General features: G+C 45.5%; 18 protein-coding genes, 3 tRNA genes and 1 rRNA gene (1 of these 22 cut by a window edge). 16 read left to right on the forward strand and 6 right to left on the reverse strand.

Annotated features, from left to right (window positions below):
* The 6 genes from DXC01_RS11655 to DXC01_RS21485 all read left to right on the forward strand — a co-directional run.
* Positions 1–71: ribosomal RNA gene (locus tag DXC01_RS11655) — 23S ribosomal RNA — on the forward strand; it begins 2,847 nt to the left of the window's first position.
* Positions 72–141: 70 nt separating this feature from the next.
* Positions 142–214 (forward strand) — tRNA-Asn (locus DXC01_RS11660).
* 37 nt (positions 215–251) lie between these two features.
* Positions 252–323, forward strand: a tRNA-Glu gene (locus DXC01_RS11665).
* Positions 324–350: 27 nt separating this feature from the next.
* Positions 351–421: transfer RNA gene (locus DXC01_RS11670), tRNA-Cys, on the forward strand.
* A 122-nt stretch (positions 422–543) separates the two neighbouring features.
* A complete protein-coding gene (locus DXC01_RS11675) occupies positions 544–1,476 on the forward strand; it encodes a bile acid:sodium symporter family protein (protein WP_118698966.1) in 933 nt (310 codons plus the stop codon).
* Between the two features lie 240 nt (positions 1,477–1,716).
* Positions 1,717–2,109 carry a hypothetical protein gene (locus DXC01_RS21485; RefSeq protein WP_330427667.1) on the forward strand — a complete coding sequence of 131 codons (393 nt, stop codon included), beginning with the start codon at positions 1,717–1,719 and terminating at the stop codon, positions 2,107–2,109.
* Here the strand turns inward: DXC01_RS21485 and DXC01_RS11685 are convergent.
* The 3 genes from DXC01_RS11685 to DXC01_RS11695 all read right to left on the reverse strand — a co-directional run bounded on the left by DXC01_RS11685 (position 2,039) and on the right by DXC01_RS11695 (position 5,962).
* Positions 2,039–3,301 carry a dihydroorotase gene (locus tag DXC01_RS11685; RefSeq protein WP_118251967.1) on the reverse strand — a complete coding sequence of 421 codons (1,263 nt, stop codon included), beginning with the start codon at positions 3,299–3,301 and terminating at the stop codon, positions 2,039–2,041. The genes DXC01_RS21485 and DXC01_RS11685 overlap by 71 nt on opposite strands.
* 112 nt (positions 3,302–3,413) lie before the next feature.
* On the reverse strand, positions 3,414–4,637 hold the full coding sequence (locus DXC01_RS11690; RefSeq protein ID WP_118698967.1) for a dicarboxylate/amino acid:cation symporter: 1,224 nt from the start codon (positions 4,635–4,637) through the stop codon (positions 3,414–3,416).
* Between the two features lie 35 nt (positions 4,638–4,672).
* Positions 4,673–5,962 carry an L-cysteine desulfidase family protein gene (locus DXC01_RS11695; protein WP_118698968.1) on the reverse strand — a complete coding sequence of 430 codons (1,290 nt, stop codon included), beginning with the start codon at positions 5,960–5,962 and terminating at the stop codon, positions 4,673–4,675.
* Between the two features lie 286 nt (positions 5,963–6,248).
* Here DXC01_RS11695 and rpsF point away from each other — a divergent pair, with 286 nt between their 5' ends.
* The 7 genes from rpsF to DXC01_RS11730 all read left to right on the forward strand — a co-directional run bounded on the left by rpsF (position 6,249) and on the right by DXC01_RS11730 (position 12,102).
* Positions 6,249–6,536 (forward strand): 30S ribosomal protein S6, encoded by a 288-nt coding sequence (rpsF, locus tag DXC01_RS11700; protein ID WP_118251964.1) that lies wholly within the window; start codon positions 6,249–6,251, stop codon positions 6,534–6,536.
* 73 nt (positions 6,537–6,609) lie between these two features.
* Entirely contained in the window at positions 6,610–7,068 is a 459-nt protein-coding gene (locus tag DXC01_RS11705; protein ID WP_118251963.1) for a single-stranded DNA-binding protein, read from the forward strand.
* 32 nt (positions 7,069–7,100) lie between these two features.
* Positions 7,101–7,364, forward strand: a complete 264-nt coding sequence (rpsR, locus tag DXC01_RS11710; protein ID WP_005427218.1) for a 30S ribosomal protein S18 — start codon at positions 7,101–7,103, stop codon at positions 7,362–7,364.
* 200 nt (positions 7,365–7,564) lie between these two features.
* Positions 7,565–9,619, forward strand: a complete 2,055-nt coding sequence (locus DXC01_RS11715) for a DHH family phosphoesterase (RefSeq protein WP_118251979.1) — start codon at positions 7,565–7,567, stop codon at positions 9,617–9,619.
* The gene (rplI, locus tag DXC01_RS11720) at positions 9,616–10,062 is read left to right on the forward strand and encodes a 50S ribosomal protein L9 (protein WP_022214909.1); all 447 of its coding nucleotides are present in this window, start codon (positions 9,616–9,618) and stop codon (positions 10,060–10,062) included. The genes DXC01_RS11715 and rplI overlap by 4 nt, the downstream gene beginning before the upstream one ends.
* A gap of 17 nt (positions 10,063–10,079) precedes the next feature.
* Positions 10,080–11,408: a replicative DNA helicase gene (dnaB, locus tag DXC01_RS11725; protein WP_022214910.1), complete on the forward strand. Its 1,329-nt coding sequence runs from the start codon at positions 10,080–10,082 to the stop codon at positions 11,406–11,408.
* Between the two features lie 166 nt (positions 11,409–11,574).
* On the forward strand, positions 11,575–12,102 hold the full coding sequence (locus DXC01_RS11730) for a MerR family transcriptional regulator (RefSeq protein ID WP_022214911.1): 528 nt from the start codon (positions 11,575–11,577) through the stop codon (positions 12,100–12,102).
* 41 nt (positions 12,103–12,143) lie between these two features.
* Here DXC01_RS11730 and DXC01_RS11735 read toward each other — a convergent pair whose 3' ends face one another.
* The gene (locus DXC01_RS11735) at positions 12,144–12,317 is read right to left on the reverse strand and encodes a DUF362 domain-containing protein (RefSeq protein WP_118698969.1); all 174 of its coding nucleotides are present in this window, start codon (positions 12,315–12,317) and stop codon (positions 12,144–12,146) included.
* 227 nt (positions 12,318–12,544) lie between these two features.
* Here DXC01_RS11735 and DXC01_RS11740 point away from each other — a divergent pair, with 227 nt between their 5' ends.
* Positions 12,545–12,748 carry a DUF1858 domain-containing protein gene (locus DXC01_RS11740; protein ID WP_022214913.1) on the forward strand — a complete coding sequence of 68 codons (204 nt, stop codon included), beginning with the start codon at positions 12,545–12,547 and terminating at the stop codon, positions 12,746–12,748.
* 51 nt (positions 12,749–12,799) lie between these two features.
* Here DXC01_RS11740 and DXC01_RS11745 read toward each other — a convergent pair whose 3' ends face one another.
* A complete protein-coding gene (locus tag DXC01_RS11745) occupies positions 12,800–13,540 on the reverse strand; it encodes an adaptor protein MecA (RefSeq protein WP_022214914.1) in 741 nt (246 codons plus the stop codon).
* Between the two features lie 637 nt (positions 13,541–14,177).
* Here DXC01_RS11745 and DXC01_RS11750 point away from each other — a divergent pair.
* Together DXC01_RS11750 and DXC01_RS11755 are read left to right on the forward strand one after the other, a co-directional pair.
* Entirely contained in the window at positions 14,178–14,399 is a 222-nt protein-coding gene (locus DXC01_RS11750; protein ID WP_022214915.1) for a hypothetical protein, read from the forward strand.
* Between the two features lie 239 nt (positions 14,400–14,638).
* Positions 14,639–16,321, forward strand: coding sequence for a glycosyl hydrolase family 18 protein (locus DXC01_RS11755; protein WP_118251962.1), 1,683 nt, complete (start codon positions 14,639–14,641; stop codon positions 16,319–16,321).
* A 357-nt stretch (positions 16,322–16,678) separates the two neighbouring features.
* Here DXC01_RS11755 and DXC01_RS11760 read toward each other — a convergent pair whose 3' ends face one another.
* On the reverse strand, positions 16,679–18,118 hold the full coding sequence (locus tag DXC01_RS11760) for a TrkH family potassium uptake protein (protein ID WP_022214917.1): 1,440 nt from the start codon (positions 18,116–18,118) through the stop codon (positions 16,679–16,681).
* Positions 18,119–18,121: the final 3 nt, after the last annotated feature.

Raw genomic sequence — 18,121 nt, forward strand, 5'->3', positions numbered from 1 at the left:
TGATAGGGCAGGGGTGGAAGTGTGGTAACACATGGAGCTGACTGCTACTAATAGGGTGAGGGCTTGACCAACAAGCTTGGTTATGATATAATTGCTTAGTCAACATGTATGTGGTTTTGAAGATACGATATCTTCTAATAATCCTCCTTAGCTCAGTCGGTAGAGCATGCGGCTGTTAACCGCAGTGTCGTTGGTTCGAGTCCAACAGGGGGAGTTAGCTTTTCGGACCTAGAGCCGATAGCAATAGAATTGGCTCCATGGTCAAGCGGTTAAGACACCGCCCTTTCACGGCGGTAACAGGGGTTCAAATCCCCTTGGAGTCACTTTCCTTTAAGGAAACAATTAAATATGGTGCCATAGCCAAGTGGTAAGGCAAAGGTCTGCAACACCTCTATCCCCGGTTCAAATCCGGGTGGCACCTCTACCAGAGTCCAGAGTTTAATGCTCTGGACTTTTTTGCGTATATAAATATTTTACGGACTTCATCACACAAAAGCGATATGCTATAATCTTCTTATAATGTAACGAGAGAGGGGAAATATAATGCTGGACAGATTTAATAAATTTATAGAGAAATGGATGGCTTTTGTTACGCCGTTATGTTTGCTGGTAGGAGTGTGTTTTCCGGATGTTGCGAAACATGGCCTTCCATATGTGACATATGTATTTGCATTTATGACATTCACAGGAGCATTGAAGTCCAGGTTCCGGGATGTGGCAAATGTGATCCGTAATCCCGGAAGTTTGATCACGATCATGCTTATGCTTCATATAGCGATCCCGGCAGCGGCCTACGGGATGGGACATCTGCTGTTTCCGAATAATATGAACCTGATTACGGGAATGGTACTGGAGTTTTCGATTCCGACAGCAGTCGCCAGTATGATGTGGGTATCGATCTTTGATGGAAACAGTTCCCTGTCACTTTCACTGGTCGTGATCGACACGGTTCTTGCACCGTTTATCATTCCCTTTACCCTGCATTTTCTGATCGGTTCCAATGTATCAATTGATGTTGGGGGCATGATGAAAGAACTGCTCTATATGGTGGCTTTGCCGGCAGTCGCAGCAATGTGTCTGAACCAACTGAGCCACGGAAAAGTCATGGAAACCTGGCCAAAGAAACTGGCACCTTTTTCCAAGATGGCACTGATGTTTGTCGTGACTTCAAATTCATCTAAAGTAGCACCATATATCCGCCAGATGAATTTACAGCGCGTTGCGGTAGCGGTAGCGATCCTTGTACTGGCGGCAGGCGGTTACTTCCTTGGCTGGCTCATCGCCAAACTGACACATCAGGATCAGAAGACGACCATTTCCATGGTATACGGAACCGGCATGCGAAACATCAGTACAGGAGCTGTCCTTGCGGTAGCTTACTTCCCAAGTGAAGTCGTATATCCAGTCATGATCGGAACCCTTTTTCAGCAGATTCTCGCGGCGATTTCAGGAAAAATGCTGACAAAAAACAAATAAAGTGTCTCAGAACCCAACAAAATAAATACGGATAACGTTTTCACAAAATAAACCTCAATAAGCAAAAATACACGAAAAACTGCAAGATTTCAGTTCAAAAACAACTGGATCTTGCAGTTTTTTACGTAGAAAAAGACATCGTTTTCTGATCTTATGATTTCTTTCTCGCAGAAAATATGGTTTTATAGTGTCACAGCAAAACACAACACGAAACCATACAGGAAAGAGAGGAAGAGTATTATGAAAAAAAGACTTTTAGCATTAGGAATCGCGGCAGTTCTTGGAGCAAACATCGCAGGCACATCAGCAGTGTGGGCGGCAGATAAGGTGGAGATTACAAACGTATCCTACGATCCGACCAGAGAATTATATGAGCAGTACAATAAGGTATTTGCAGAGCACTGGAAAGAACAGACAGGACAGGAGGTGGAAGTGACACAGTCTCACGGCGGCTCAGGCAAACAGGCACTGGAAGTTGCAATTTCAGAGCAAATAAAAATTTCCCCCGGCAGGACAGCAGGACCGCTGCACCGGGGGAGATTTTTTGCCGAAAATAATTTATTTATCCACGATAAACGATCTTTCCATTGCAGATCGTGTAATGGATCTTTCCATAAAGTTCTGCGCCTTTGAATGGGCTGTTGGAGGCTTTGGAGGCAAAGTCTGTAACGGTCCATTTTTCATCAGGATCAAAGATCACGAAATCAGCAGGAGCGCCTGCCTGGATACTGCCGCCCGGAAGTTTGTAGAGAGAAGCCGGATTGCAGGTCATTTTTTCCAGAAGCTCTGTCAGAGTGAGGTATCCTGGCTTTACAAGGGAAGTGATGCCGAGACCAAGAGAAGTTTCAAGGCCTGTGATACCGCTTGGGGCTTCTGTGAGAGGCCTGGATTTTTCTTCAGTACTGTGTGGAGCGTGGTCGGTGGCGATCAGGTCGATCGTGCCGTCTTTGAGACCCTGAATGATCTCCTGGCGGTCTTTTTCGGTGCGGAGAGGCGGATTCATCTTGGCAAGTGTACCGTGCTCAAGAAGTGCTTCCTCTGTAAGTGTGAAGTGATGCGGGGTTGCCTCTGCGTGGATGTCAGCACCGAGTTTTTTCGCTGTGCGGACAAGCTCTACGGAGTTTCCGGAACTGATATGCTGGATTACGACAGCGGCACCGCTTCGAAGGGCAAGCATACAGTCACGGGCAACCATCACTTCCTCGGCGATCGCAGGTGAACCGACGACACCAAGCCTGGCGGATGTTTCTCCGGCGTTGATTCCGTTATTGGTGATGAATGCTTTGTCTTCTTCGTGGAGACTGATCGGCATATGAAGTTCAGCAGCTTTACACATTGCTTCATAGCAGAAAGTGGCATCGAGAAGCGGGATCCCATCATCGGTAAATCCGCAGGCACCGGCATCTGCCAGGGCATCGAAATTTGTCATTTTTTCGCCGCTTAAGCCGTAGGAGACGGAGGCAGTCTGATAGATATGTATGTTTTCGTCCTGGGCACGTGTAAGGATGTCTTTGAGCGTGCCTACGGAGTCAACAGTAGGTTTGGTGTTTGCCATGCAGATGACGGAGGTAAAACCGCCTTTTGCCGCGGCAAGGGAACCGGTATGGATATCTTCTTTGTAAGTAAGTCCCGGGTCACGGAAATGTACATGTGTATCAACAAGTCCCGGTGCGACAGTCAGACCGGAAAGATCAAGAACTTCTTCATTATCTTTGGCAGAAAGATCTTTTCCGAGTTCGACGATCGTTCCGTTCTCAACGCGGATGTCCACAGGTTCGTTGGTTTTTGTAGCAGGATCAATAAGATGACCATTTTTCAAAAGCATAATTTTGCCCTCCTGACGGAAAATATTAAAATCAGTATAGAAGAAACCGGAGAGCTTTGTCAAGTCGACAGAACCCTCCGGTTTCGAAATAATTATTAGAAATACTACTTAATTAAAGATCTACAGTATCAATATGCTGTTCTTTGATATTGTGTTTCTTTGCATATCCTGTAAGGATCAGGGTCAGGGCTCCGTCGCCTGTTACGTTGCAGGCTGTACCAAAGCTGTCCTGAAGAGCAAAGATAGTAAGCATCAGAGCTGTTCCTGTTTCGTTGAAACCAAGGACACCGGTGATGATACCGAGTGATGCCATAACAGTACCGCCAGGAACACCAGGAGCGCCCAGAGCGAAGATTCCAAGAAGCAGGCAGAACAGGACCATGGTTCCCGGAGACGGGATGGAACCGTAGAGCATCCTGGAGATCGTCATACAGAAGAAAACTTCTGTCAGAACGGAACCGCACAGATGGATGTTGGCAAAAAGCGGAACACCGAACTGCACCATATCTTTACGAAGTGGCTTTGCCTTGCCTGCACACTGTAATGCAACGGCGAGAGTGGCAGCAGAGGACATGGTTCCGACTGCAGTAAGGTATGCAGGACCGTAGTGGCGTACAACTTCCCATGGATTTTCGTGAGAGTATGCACCTGCGAGGACATACAGAAGTGTCATCCAGATAAAGTGGCCGATCAGCACGATCACGATGACTTTGAGGAATACAGGAAGCTGTTTGGTGATAGAACCTTCATATGCCAGTCCGCAGAAAGTCAGTCCGATGAAGAATGGAAGAATCGGAATGATGATCTTTGATACGATGGAAAGGACGATCTTCTGGAATTCATCAAGGAGTCCTGTGATGAGTTTTGCTTTGTTCCAGGTAGCGGCAAGACCAACCATGATGGAGAATACAAGTGCACTCATAACGGACATGATCTGCGGGATAGAAAGTTCAAATACGACTTCCGGAAGCTCTTTCAGTCCTTCTACGTTTGTCACGATAGAAAGATGCGGGATCAGCGTATAGCCGGCTGCAACAGAAAACAGGGCTGCGCCGATGGAAGAAACGTAAGCGATCACCAGAGCAACACCAAGCATGCGGGAAGCACTGTTTCCGAGTTTGGTGATGGAAGGTGCGATAAAGCCGATGATGATCAGCGGTACACAGAAGTTGATAAGCTGCCCAAGGACATATTTCAGAGTAACGACAATATTCAGGATTGCCATAGTGACAGAAGAAGAATCTGTACTGCTAAGGATAAGTCCTGCGATAATGCCGAGTACAACGCCTACCAGAAGTTTAAAAGGCAGGCTGGTAAAAAAACTGTTTTTTTTCATGGATTTGATCCCCCCTGTAAAAGTTTGAATAAATTTCAGCAGTCCTGATCGATATTTGCCTGGTCAATCATGACATTGAGAATTTCCGTATCGGTAGCGCGCATTCCCACACGTCCGATATAGCCCATGCTCTTGATCGTTTCCTCAATATCATCCTTGATGATACCCTCGCCTGGCAGAAAGCTCTTGTTCTGGATGCTGAGCTGGAATGCCATCAGAGCCGCATCGACGGAAGATGCGATCTTGGCAGCGCAGGATGGTTTGGCACCGTCACAGACGATACCGCCTACATTTCCAAGCGTGTTGATGATCGTCAGAGAAACCTGCTGATAAGTTCCGCCGTACATATAGGTGATCCCTGCACCGGCACCGCAGGCAGCACTGACTGCACCGCAGTAAGCGGAAAGACTTCCTATATAATATTTCTGGTGGATGGCGATCAGGTTGCTGACAACGAGAGAACGACAGAGTTTCTCGTGCGAAACTTCCCATTCGTCGGCAAAGACGATGACAGGAAGTGAAACCGTCATTCCCTGGTTTCCACTTCCGGAGTTGATGACAACCGGCATGGAACAGCCGCCCATACGTGCATCGCTTCCGGCAGCAGCTCTGGCACAGGCTCTCGTGGTGACACCTTTGCCCCATACATGCATCAGTGTCTTGCCGATCTGTGCACCATAGTTGTTGTCAAGCCCCTCCTGTGCGATCGCAGAATTCATTTTGATCTGACGGTCGATGGTCGGCTGGATATCCTCCATTCTGACCTGATCGGCAAAATCCAGGATATCCTTCACTGTAAGAAGAGATTTGTCAACGGTTGCTGTGACAGCAGACTGATAAGGATTGTCAAGGATCACCTCGCCGTCCTTCTCAATCCTTGTGATGTTGGTGTGCTGATGCTCGATCGTGACAGAAGCGGTGTGCTCACCACTGGTAACGATGGCTGTGATAAAAAGATTATCAACACCTTCGACCAGGGTACAGGAACAGACTTTCTGTGCGATGAGCTTGCGGGTCCTGGCAATATCCTCAGGGGTGACTTCACTGAGTACCTCAAGGGCACGGTCAGCATTACCGCCGACGATACCAAGAACTGCCGCTACATCGATTCCTTTGAGTCCGCCGGAATTGGGAACAGTGACACCCTTGACATTCTTGATGATGTTGCCACTCAGGTGCATTTCCACATGCTCCGGGAACTCTCCGAGGACCTGCCGGGCTTTTGCCGCTGCATAGGCAATGGCGATCGGTTCTGTACATCCAAGGGCAGGAACAAGCTCCTGTTTCAGGATGTTCAGATAGTTTGCATATAATGCAGAGTCCATAGTTTTTCTCCTTTCCATTGATCACGCGAATGCGTTTGTGCAGATAGTATAGTCTATTTCGACAAATAATACAATGCTTTATGCAAAATAACGACAAAAATAAAACCGAGTTAGTTGGTATTTATTGGAAATAAAAAAAAATTTCAAAAAAAGTTTGTGTTTCGACAAAAAATACTTTACAAGCACAAATTCCTATGTTAGAATACTTAGCTGTGTGATATATTTTCATATCCTTGCTCTCTGTAACAGGCAGAGGGCCTTAAAGACCATAAGGAGGTAAGAAAGCATGAACAAGTACGAATTAGCATTAGTTGTGAGCGCTAAAGTTGAAGACGAAGTTCGCGATGCAGTAGTAGAGAAAGCAAAAGCTTACATCGCTCGTTACAACGGAAACGTCACAGAAGTAGAAGAATGGGGTAAGAAGAAATTAGCTTACGAAATTCAGAAAATGCATGAAGGCTTCTACTATTTCATTCAGTTTGAAGCAGACGCACAGTGTCCGGCAGAAGTAGAAAGACATGTACGCATCATGGACAACGTATTAAGATACTTAGTCGTTCGTAAAGACGCATAATCTTTTTACAGATGGATTTTAGAAAGCACCATTAAGAAACCCGTTCACTCACTAAGAAGAAAGAGGTATTACAATGAACAAAGTAATTTTAATGGGACGCTTAACAAGAGATCCTGAGGTGAGATATTCCGCAGGAGAAAACGCACTGGCAATTGCAAGATACACATTGGCAGTAGACAGAAGATTTCGTCGTGACGGCGAGGCGACCGCTGATTTTATTAGCTGTGTAGTATTCGGACGTGGCGCGGAATTCGCAGAGAAGTACTTCCATCAGGGCATCAGGATCGTAGTGAGCGGTCGTATCCAGACCGGAAGCTACACCAACAGAGAAGGACAGAAGGTTTACACAACAGAAGTTGTTGTTGAGGAGCAGGAATTTGCCGAGAGCAAAGCATCCAGTGACAGCTATGCAGCATCACATCCTCAGCAGAGTGCACCGTCTGCACCATCCATGCCGAATCCTGTTTCAGCATCTGCTGACGGATTTATGAACATTCCGGACGGAATCGACGAAGAACTTCCATTTAATTAAACTGAAAGAAATTATATAAGGAGGAAACCATCATGGCTTACAATAGAGGCGAAAGACCGGACTCTCCTATGAAAAGAAGAGGCGGACGCAGAAGAAAAAAAGTTTGTGTATTCTGCGGTAAAGAAAACAATGAGATCGATTACAAGGATGTAGCAAAACTCAGAAAATATGTTTCTGAGAGAGGTAAGATCCTTCCGAGAAGAATCACAGGAAACTGTGCAAAACATCAGAGAGCTCTGACTGTTGCTGTTAAGAGAGCACGTCATCTTTCCATGATGCCATACGTTCAGGACTAATTTTTAGTTGAACATCAGGCTGCCATGAATCTGTCGGACAAGCATTTGCATGTGGACCGCAGACGAATGGCAGCTTTTTTTATTCAATAAAACGCTTATAAAACACGATTATTGACATTCATATGGTAAAATGTATAGAAATCTGCTATAATAGCAGATAGCATCTTGAAAAAATTATAAAAAGAATGGTAAAGAATGTTATGAGTGGAAAATTAAAACTAAAAGGTCATCTGAAGCATCTTGCACGCTGGCCTCTGTATTTGTCTGTTCTGCTGATAGCTTTGAACGTTCTGGTGTATGTGATCAGCATCAAAGCCGGAATAGTGGTTACAATGGGAATCATTCTGTATGTAGGTGCAGCGATCGGGCTGCTCTTTTACCATCGGCCACTGATGTTCAATGATCTGATAGCTTTTGCCAGCCAGTATGAATTTCTGGAAAAAAGGGTTCTGGAGGAGTTTGCTCTTCCATATGCAGTAATGGATATGCAGGGAAGGATGATCTGGTCCAACAAGGTATTCTCACAGATCACCGGCAGGGATCAGTTCTACCGCAAAAATGTCAATACGATTTTTGCAGACATCACAGCAGACAAGCTTCCGACAGGACCTGACAGAGAAATCACAGAGATCAGTACACAGTTTGGAGAGCACATTTATCGTGTATCCATGCAGAGAGTCCTCCTTGGAGAATCCGTGGCACCATCGAAACTTCTGATGGATATCCCGGACAGCACCAGCCTGATCGCCATGTATCTCTATGACGAGACAGAACTTAAGGATTATATTCAGGCGAATGAGGACAACAAACTGGTAGTTGCACTGGCATATCTCGACAACTACGAGGAAGCACTGGAGAGTGTGGAGGATGTAAGACGTTCTCTTCTGATCGCTCTGATCGACAGAAAGATCACTAAATATTTTTCCAACTATGATGGTCTGGTACGTAAGCTGGAGAAGGACAAGTATTTCCTGATCATGAGACAGAGTTCTCTTGAGGCACTCAAGGAGCAGAAGTTCCATATCCTCGAGGAAGTCAAGACCGTAAATATCGGTAATGAGATGAATGTGACCTTAAGTATCGGTGTCGGACTGAATGCCGCTACTTATCTTCAGGATTATGAATATTCCCGTATCGCGATCGAGATGGCACTTGGACGAGGCGGCGATCAGGTCGTGATCAAGAATGGCGACAAGATCACTTACTATGGCGGCAAGGCACAGCAGATGGAGAAGACCACCCGTGTCAAGGCGCGTGTCAAGGCGCAGGCCCTCAAGGAGTTTATGAGCACCAAGGAGCGCGTTGTGGTCATGGGACACAAGATCACAGATGTCGATGCACTTGGAGCTGCCATCGGTATCTACCGTGCAGGTAAGACACTTGGCAAACCGGTCCATATCGTAGTGAATGACCCGTCTACATCCATCCGTCCGCTGATGGCAGGATATATGAACAACCCGGACTATGAGCCGTCCATGTTCATCGACCGAAACCAGGCGATGGAGCTTGTAGATGATAATACGGTAGTAGTCGTTGTAGATACCAATAAACCAAGCTATACAGAATGTGAGGAACTTCTCTACATGACCAGGACGATCGTTGTTCTGGATCATCACCGCAGAGGCAATGAGGTCATCCAGAATGCAGTCCTGTCCTATGTAGAGCCGTATGCTTCCTCCACCTGTGAGATGGTAGCGGAGATCCTGCAGTATTTTTCAGACGATCTGCGTCTGCGCAACATCGAGGCAGACTGTATTTATGCCGGGATCATGATTGACACGAACAACTTTATCACAAGAGCCGGAGTGCGTACCTTCGAGGCAGCAGCATTCCTGCGTCGTTCCGGAGCAGATATGACCAGAGTGCGCAAGATGCTCCGTGACAACATTGATTCTTATAAGGCAAGGGCAGAAGCAGTGCGTACTGCTGAGATCTACCGTGGCTGCTTTGCCATCGCGAAATGCCCGAGCAAGGGACTTGAGAGCCCTACTGTTGTCGGTGCACAGGCGGCCAATGAACTTTTGAATATTGCCGGAGTCAAGGCTTCATTTGTACTTACAACATATAACAAAGAAGTTTATGTCAGTGCCCGTGCGATCGATGAAGTCAATGTCCAGGTTATGATGGAGAAACTTGGCGGCGGCGGTCACATCAATATCGCCGGAGCCCAGGTAAAACGTCCGATCGACGAAGTAGAAGATATGTTAAAAGAAATCATTGATGAGTTATATCAGGAGGAAGAAAACAAGAAATGAAAGTAATTTTATTGGAAGATGTCAAATCTCTTGGAAAAAAAGGCGAAATCGTTAATGTCAGTGACGGATATGCAAGAAACATGATCATTCCGAAGAAACTCGGTCTGGAAGCAACTCCGAAGAACCTGAATGATCTGAAACTTCAGAAGGCAAATGCAGCCAAGGTAGCACAGGAAAACCTGGAAGCAGCACAGGCTTTTGCCAAAGATCTCGAGACAAAGGAGATCATCCTCACACTGAAAGTAGGAGAGGGCGGAAGAACCTTCGGTTCCGTATCTACCAAGGAAATTTCCGAAGCTGCCAAATCACAGCTTGGTCTGGATATCGACAAAAAGAAACTTCAGCTTCCAAGCCCGATCAGAAACCTGGGCGTTACACAGGTTCCGGTCAAACTTCACCCGAAGGTAACAGGAAGCCTGAAAGTATGGATCAAAGAGGCGTAAGTGCCGGGAGAAACTAAATGGAAGAAGCACTGATAAAGCGTATCCTGCCTCACAGTATCGAGGCAGAGCAGTCGGTGATCGGTTCCATGCTTCTTGACCGTGATGCGATCCTCGTGGCATCAGAAATCCTTACCAGCGACGATTTTTATCAGAACCAGTATGGTATCATCTTTGATGCGATGGTGGAGCTCTGTAATGAGGGCAAGCCGGTTGATACGATCACACTTCAGAATCGTCTGAAGGAGAAGGATGTTCCACCGGATATCAGCAGTATGGAGTATGTGAGGGAACTTCTCGAAGCAGTTCCGACTTCCGCGAATGTCAAATATTACGCCAATATCGTAAGTGACAAGGCACAACTCCGTAAACTGATTCGTGCGACGGAGGAAGTGGAGAATGCCTGCTATCTTGAGAAGGACAGCACAGAGACGATCATGGAGGAAGCAGAGAAGAAATTATTCAATATCCTCCAGAGAACGGTGGGCGGAGATTACGTCCCGATTCAGCAGGTTGTCCTGAATGCGATCAATAATATCGAGAAAGCATCCAAACTCAAGGGCAGCGTTACAGGAATCCCGACAGGTTTTATCGATCTGGATTACAAGACCTCCGGTATGCATCCGTCAGACCTGGTGCTGATCGCGGCCCGTCCTTCCATGGGAAAGACGGCGTTCGTTCTGAATATCGCACAGTATATGGCGTTCCGCAAGGATGTCACCGTTGCGATCTTCAGTCTGGAAATGTCCAAGGAACAGCTCGTGAATCGTCTGCTGGCGATGGAATCCCATGTGGATTCCCAGAATATGCGTACAGGTAACCTCAAGGATGAGGACTGGACGAAGCTGGTAGAGGGAGCAGATATCATTGGGCGTTCCAACCTGATCATTGACGATACACCGGGGATCAGTATTGCGGAGATGCGTTCCAAATGCAGGAAATATAAGCTCGAGCATAATCTTGGAATCATCATGATCGACTACCTTCAGTTGATGAGTGGAAGTGGCAAGAGTGATTCCAGACAGCAGGAAATCTCTGATATTTCCCGTTCGCTCAAGGCTCTGGCACGAGAGCTGGATGTTCCGGTCATTGCACTGTCACAGTTAAGCCGTGCAGTAGAGCAGCGCCCGGACCACAGACCGATGCTCTCAGACCTTCGAGAATCCGGAGCGATCGAGCAGGATGCCGATGTGGTAATGTTCCTGTACCGGGATGATTACTATCACAAGGACACAGAGAAGAAAGACATTGCCGAAGTCATCATCGCCAAACAGCGAAACGGCCCGATTGGAACCATCGAACTGGTATGGCTGCCAAGATATACGCAGTTTGTAAATATGAAGAAGTAAAATTAAACAGACATAGAGATGAAAGTAGCAATATTTTATCTCTATGTCTGTTTTTTTGTGATTTATCAGGAAATCCTGTGAAGTTCTGTCAAACGGTTTTCGTTGAATTTACCGGGATTCCTGCTTATAATGATAGGTGATGAATTTCATAGGGAGGTGCACCGCCATGGAAACGAGGTATACCGTCAGACAGGCAGTGGAGATGACCGGAGTGAAGTCGTATGTCCTGCGGTACTGGGAAGAAGAACTGGAACTGCGGATTCACCGGAACGAACTTGGTCATCGCTATTACACCGGATATGATATTCAGCTTTTTATGAATATAAAAGAACTGAAGAAGCGTGGACTCCAGCTCCGCGCAATCCGCGAGCTGATCCCGAAACTTGCCCGGACAGCACCAGGCTCCACAGAAAGCCGAACGAAACTCCTGGAAGGAGAGATGGTGGAAATACCGCCGGACAAAGAAGAAGTTGTGACAGAAGAGATCATAGAAGATCCACATAAGGACAATGATGAGAAGATCCTGGAATTCCAGACGATCCTCGAGCGTCTGATCGCGCAGGAACTGAAGCTTCAGAATGAAAGCGAAGATGAAGAGAGATGCCGCTCTCTGGATCTTGCAATCCGCAGACAGCAGATGGCAAGGAAAGAAGCCGCGGCAACTGTTGAAAAAAGACAAAAAAAGAAGCTGTAGCATAATTGCTACAGCTTCTCTCAATTCTGTCTGTATGAAGCTTATTCAGCTGGGTGAATAGCTTCGGTTGGACAGGCATCTGCACATGTTCCGCAGTCAAGACATGCATCAGCATCAATCTCGAAATGCTCTGCGCCCTCAGCAATAGCCTCTGCTGGGCATTCTGCTGCACATGTTCCGCAGCTTACACAATCGTCAGAAATTACGTATGCCATAATGATATCCTCCTTTATATCTTTCGTACCCTTTACAGGTATCCATAAGGCTATTCTAATATATATCCGGCAAGAATACAAGTATTAATTTATAAACAAATTTTTATAAATTATGTACAGTTTTTTTGATGTCGGGCGTTGCGTACTGGTGGGTTTTATATTATAATGAAATCTATCACTGGGAATACGGATTTCGGTCTCATCCCTGAGAAAAGGAGGAAAATATAATGGCAAAGGTTACAAAAGATATGCTGATCGGCCAGTTAATCACTTTAGATCCGAATATTGCACCGATTCTTATGAGAGCAGGAATGCACTGCCTTGGATGCCCGTCTTCACAGATGGAATCTCTGGAAGAAGCAGCTATGGTTCATGGAATGGACGCTGATGTTCTGGTTCAGCAGATCAACGATTTTCTTGAGAACAACTAATTAATACCAAAATAAAAGACTGGCAGAGATGCCAGTCTTTTTAAGTCATGGTTAAAGCTGTATTAATTGTTGCAGAACATTGGTGGAGATCAGTTCTCCATGCTCGATCAGGTGAGCCTCGCCGGCAGGTGTGCAGGCGCGTCCCTTGCCATATTCAGAAAGAATATTGCAGACCTTGTTGAATTCCTGTGCTGTGTGAGAAGACTGGTGAATGATAAGCTGATAGCTGCCATTGCCAGGGATCTTGTATAAGCTGTTCTCGCCGGTAAAGAATCCATTCAGTCCATGAGATGCTGCGATTACATCATCCAGATGAGTGAATGTATACTGACGGATCAGATTTACAGCGGAAGATTCGCCGGAATCGGAAGAATCTTCTGTTTCCTGAGACTCTGAGGCCTGTGAAGATTTGCCCTTGAGCTTGGATTCGCAGATCTTCTGGAAGATATCAATGATACTGTCCGCTCCGTCAAGCTGAAGCGGTTCCGCCTGGGTATTCTCTTTATATGGAGAAAATTTGGAAAAGCGGGTATCTAATTCTTCCGGGTCTTCGACTTTGGTAATGATGAGGATAATGCTGTCAAGATTTACAGGAATCGCCTCGATCATCAGCGGAATGTTGTCCGCCTCAAAACCAAACTCTATCTGAGCCTGCTGCATCATATCGCGAAAAAGTTTCTTGGCTTTCTCTGAGCCGTAAGCCAGTTCACGTAAATTTACCTGATGCATTTCCAGATCTTCTCGTGTTAAGGTACAACGAATCTGATTGTCGTTGATCTTCTCTAATTTCATTTCATCACATCCTATTCTTCGGATCCTGTTGTATTATATGAATATATATAGAAATCAGGATATAGTCCATGACTTATATGGTTACTGTTCACTACGTTCACAGTAACTTGGTCAAAATCCATTCCAAATCACCTTCGGTGATGGGATTTTGCCCTGTATGTCTCGGGATTTTGCCATATTCATGGCAAAACACCTCGCGGGATACTACCTGTTCACAGTAACCTTGTGTATATTATATACCACAACCATAGCGAATGTAAAGAAATTAGAATTACCTATTTCTAAAATATTTGGAAATAAAGCGGGAATTTTTCGTCAAATAGAGAAAAGTCCTTGCAAGCACAGAATAAATCTGTATAATAAAGGATAAGAAAAAATACAGATTCTGTGATTGGACGACTGAAGACGTAACATCTAACTTACATAGTAACCATCATTTTCTTATTTCTACAAACAAGTCATTGCCATCATTTACATGTCATGCAGCGTTCAGGCTGCGGCAGATGCAATTTCCATGAGATTAAATTCAATTATAGAGGCTTATTTTTTCTTGCAGGTGTTTTCTAAAATCTTATTCCGAGAGAAAGGAGGAAAGACCAGCGAAAATATGTCACATGCAAAGTGCAGCAGGAAATCTATGAAGCCTCTCAGAGAAGAACTGAAGCTCTATCAGAAGAGCGGGATACAGCTTTTTATGGATGGAGAGCCAAGTACGCCCAAAGATATTGCGAAAGCCTGTTTGATCGCAGAGGGCGGAGGCTACATGAGAGATTACACCGAAGATGAATCGGGCAGGATCGCGAGAGTTGATTTTGACCGGATCAGTGAAGCTCCCCGTAAGAAATACCGATACAGATAAACACCGGAGTGCAGATCCTGCGGAAATACATAAGAGCAGGCAGGGGGATCTCCCGGAGAAAAAGGTTTCCTCCGTATACTTGACCATTTGGGAAAATCCTCCTGCAAAAGTGAAAAAACTATAAAAACTCCTAAAATATATAAATAAACAATACATTCAAAACAAAACATGATATAATAATACAGAATCTTTACAAAAAAACAGGATTTCATACATTTTGAACCGAAAGAGAGGAACGAATGAAAAAGTCAAACGATATACAGAGCCGGCGTAAGCAGCTTAAACTCAGGATCACCATTGTTATTCTGATCTTTTTGCTGGCAGCGATCGGACTGGGTGTACACGTTGTTCAGAATTATATCCCATCCAGGGAGCATATGAGTCTGACAGAGTACTATGGTCAGCCGTCAGACGGTGAGATGGTTGTTGTACTTGGTACAGATATCATGGAAGAGCGGGCTCTGAAATCAGGAGATCAGATCTATCTGCCTCAGACTATGGTAAGCACCTATCTGAATCAGAGATATTACTGGGACAGCGCTAACCAGCAGATTCTGTATGCAACACCGTCAGCACTTGAGAATTATCCGGCATCAGAATCAGGAGACGGGGATGTCTGGCTTAAGGATGGGACCGTTTATCTGAATCTCGCACTGGTACAGAAATACACAGATCTCGATACTTATACTTACGAAGATCCATCCAGGATCGTGATACAGCATGAATTTACAGGAATCAATACAGCAACTGTCCAGAAGGACACAAGTGTCCGTTATCGTGGAGGTATCAAATCACCGATACTTACAGACGTAAGCAAGGGCGATACCCTGATCTATATGCAGGCACTGGAGGACTGGGTACAGGTTTCTACCCTGGACGGCTATATCGGATATGTACAGAAGAAGGTTCTTTCCGGTATGGAGACGACTGATTTCGAGAGAAGTTTTGAGAAAGAAGATTATACCTATCTCACTATGGATGACAAGGTCAATATGACCTGGCACCAGATCACCAACACGGATGCAAATGCTTATTTCGCGGATATGACAGCGAATGTCAGCGGTCTGAATGTGATCTCTCCGACCTGGTTTTATATTCAGGATACTTCAGGCAATCTTGGGGATCTTTCTTCCGCAGATTATGTGACACAGGCACATCAGAAGGGCTATAAGGTATGGGGCTTGGTGGATAACTTTACAGCAGATGTGAGTACGACAGAGACTCTGTCACAGCTTGCTTCCAGACAGAATATCATTAAGCATCTGGTGCAGACAGCAGCCAATATCGGAATGGACGGCATCAATGTCGATTTTGAATCGCTCAGTGAAGATGCGGGTCCGCATTTCCTGGAATTCCTGAGAGAACTTTCGATCGAATGCCATAAGAACAATCTCGTTCTTTCCGTAGATAATCCGGTTCCAGAGGATTTTACAAGCCATTATGACAGGAGAGAGCAGGGACTGGTTGTAGATTATGTCGTGATTATGGGATATGATGAACATTATGTCGGTTCCGATGCAGGTTCTGTTGCGTCCCTTCCGTGGGTAGAACAGGGCGTAGAGGATACGCTGGCAGAAGTTCCGGCGCAGAGGACCATTCTTGCGATCCCATTCTACACCAGACTGTGGAAGACAACAGGCGGCGCTGTGACAAGCGAGGCGATCGGTATGACAGAGGCCCAGAATGTCCTTACAGAGAATAAGGTAGAGACTGTATGGGATGGAAGTATAAGCCAGAATTACGGGGAATACGAGAAGGACGGCTCTACATACCAGATCTGGATGGAGGATGCACAGTCGATCGCAGAGAAAGTCAAGCTGATCCCGAAATACGATCTTGCCGGAGTTGCACAGTGGAGACTGGGATTCGAGAGTAATGATATATGGAGCACGATCAGTGAGAATCTTCAGAGTGCTTCATAAATAAGAAATTTTCTATATGATAATAGAATGAGAGCATAATAAAAAACACACTTTGCAGGGGATGCAGAGTGTGTTTTTTGTTAATTATATAAATGGGAAAATAAAAAAAGTTCCATAAATGGAAGGAGGCCGGTACTTTCGTACCGGCGCGTATGAAAAAGAAAAATATTTTATAGAAAGCATATCGCCTTCTATGGCTAATACTATACCCTATAAATGTGAAGAAAGTGTGATGAACTTTTGAAGAAAACGTGAAGAAAACATAAAATTTAACGTGCTTTATACAGCGTTTTTACGTGAAAAAGCAAAAAAAATTCCCTGCCGCTTAAATGTAAGGGCAAGGAAGGGATTACTGCATCAGAATTTTTTCCAGGTTCCTTTGAAGAAGAGCAGGAGAAGCGGGAAGATCTCCAGACGTCCTGCAAGCATATCAAAGATAAGGACACATTTGGACAGATAGGAAAAAGAACTGAAATTTCCCATCGGACCAACGATCTCAAATCCCGGACCAATGTTGTTGAGTGTAGCTGTTACCGCCATGAAGTTTGTGATCAGATCAAAATTATCGATCGCGATCAGCAGAACAGATGCGGCGAAGATCATAAGATACAGACTGATATAAATATTGGTGGATCTCAGGATATCATGGGTGATGACCTTGTCATCCATCTTGATCTTCTTGACTGCATTCGGATGAAGGTAAAGCTGGAATTCTTTCTTGGCAGCTTTACACAGGATCAGAATACGGGAAACCTTGATTCCACCGCCTGTACTTCCGGCACAGGCTCCGACAAACATCAGAAGGACCAGAACCGTCTTGGACAGAGCAGGCCATTGGTTGAAGTCGGTGCTCGAAAAACCGGTCGTTGTGATAATGGAACCTACCTGGAATGCAGCCTGCTGGAATGCAGTCAGGAGGTTGCGGAACAGGTGGGCTGTATTCAGGGCGATGATCACGATCGCTACAGCGATGATCCCGAAGTAATAACGAACCTCCTCATATTTGAATGCCTGGCGGAATTTCTTGGTCAGGATCAGATAGTATGCGGAGAAGTTGACACCAAACAGGATCATAAAGATCGTAGTAACAACCTGGCAGTAAGTGCTGTAGCTTCCAAGACTGTCATTGACAATACCGAATCCACCGGTTCCGGCAGTACCAAAGGTAATGCACAGAGAATCAAAAAGCGGAACCCTGCCAATCAGAAGCAGAGCCAGTTGGATCAGTGTCATTCCAAAGTAGATCGTATAAAGGATCTTTGCAGTGGACTGTACCTTCGGGACAAGTTTGCTGACGGAAGGCCCCGGGCTCTCTGCTTTCATAAGGTTCATATGATAACCTCCGGCAAGCGGAAGAAGAGAAAGCAGGAACACGAGGACGCCCATACCGCCGATCCAATGAGTGAAACTTCTCCAGATCAAAATACAATGAGGGAGGACTTCCACATCTGAAAGGATACTGGAACCGGTCGTTGTAAATCCGGAAACAGTCTCAAACAGTGCATCGATCGGATGTGGGATACATCCGCTGACAACAAACGGGATCGAACCAAAAATACATAAGGCAAGCCAGCTCAGTGCAACGGCAACGCAGCCATCCTTGATATAAAAGACCTTGTTTTTGGGTTTCTTGCGGGTAAGCGGAACGCCAACGACAAGGCACACCAGCATGACAAGCAAAAAGGCTGAAAAATCCTTTTCACGATAGATTCCTGCCGTAAGAAGAGGCAGCATCATAAAGGCCGCCTGAAAATTACATACCCAGCCTACAATATAGGCGATAATACGAAAATTCATAAT

The organism is Blautia sp. OM07-19 (genome assembly GCF_003481595.1).
In the GTDB taxonomy this organism is placed as follows: Bacteria; Bacillota; Clostridia; order Lachnospirales; family Lachnospiraceae; genus Blautia_A; species Blautia_A intestinihominis.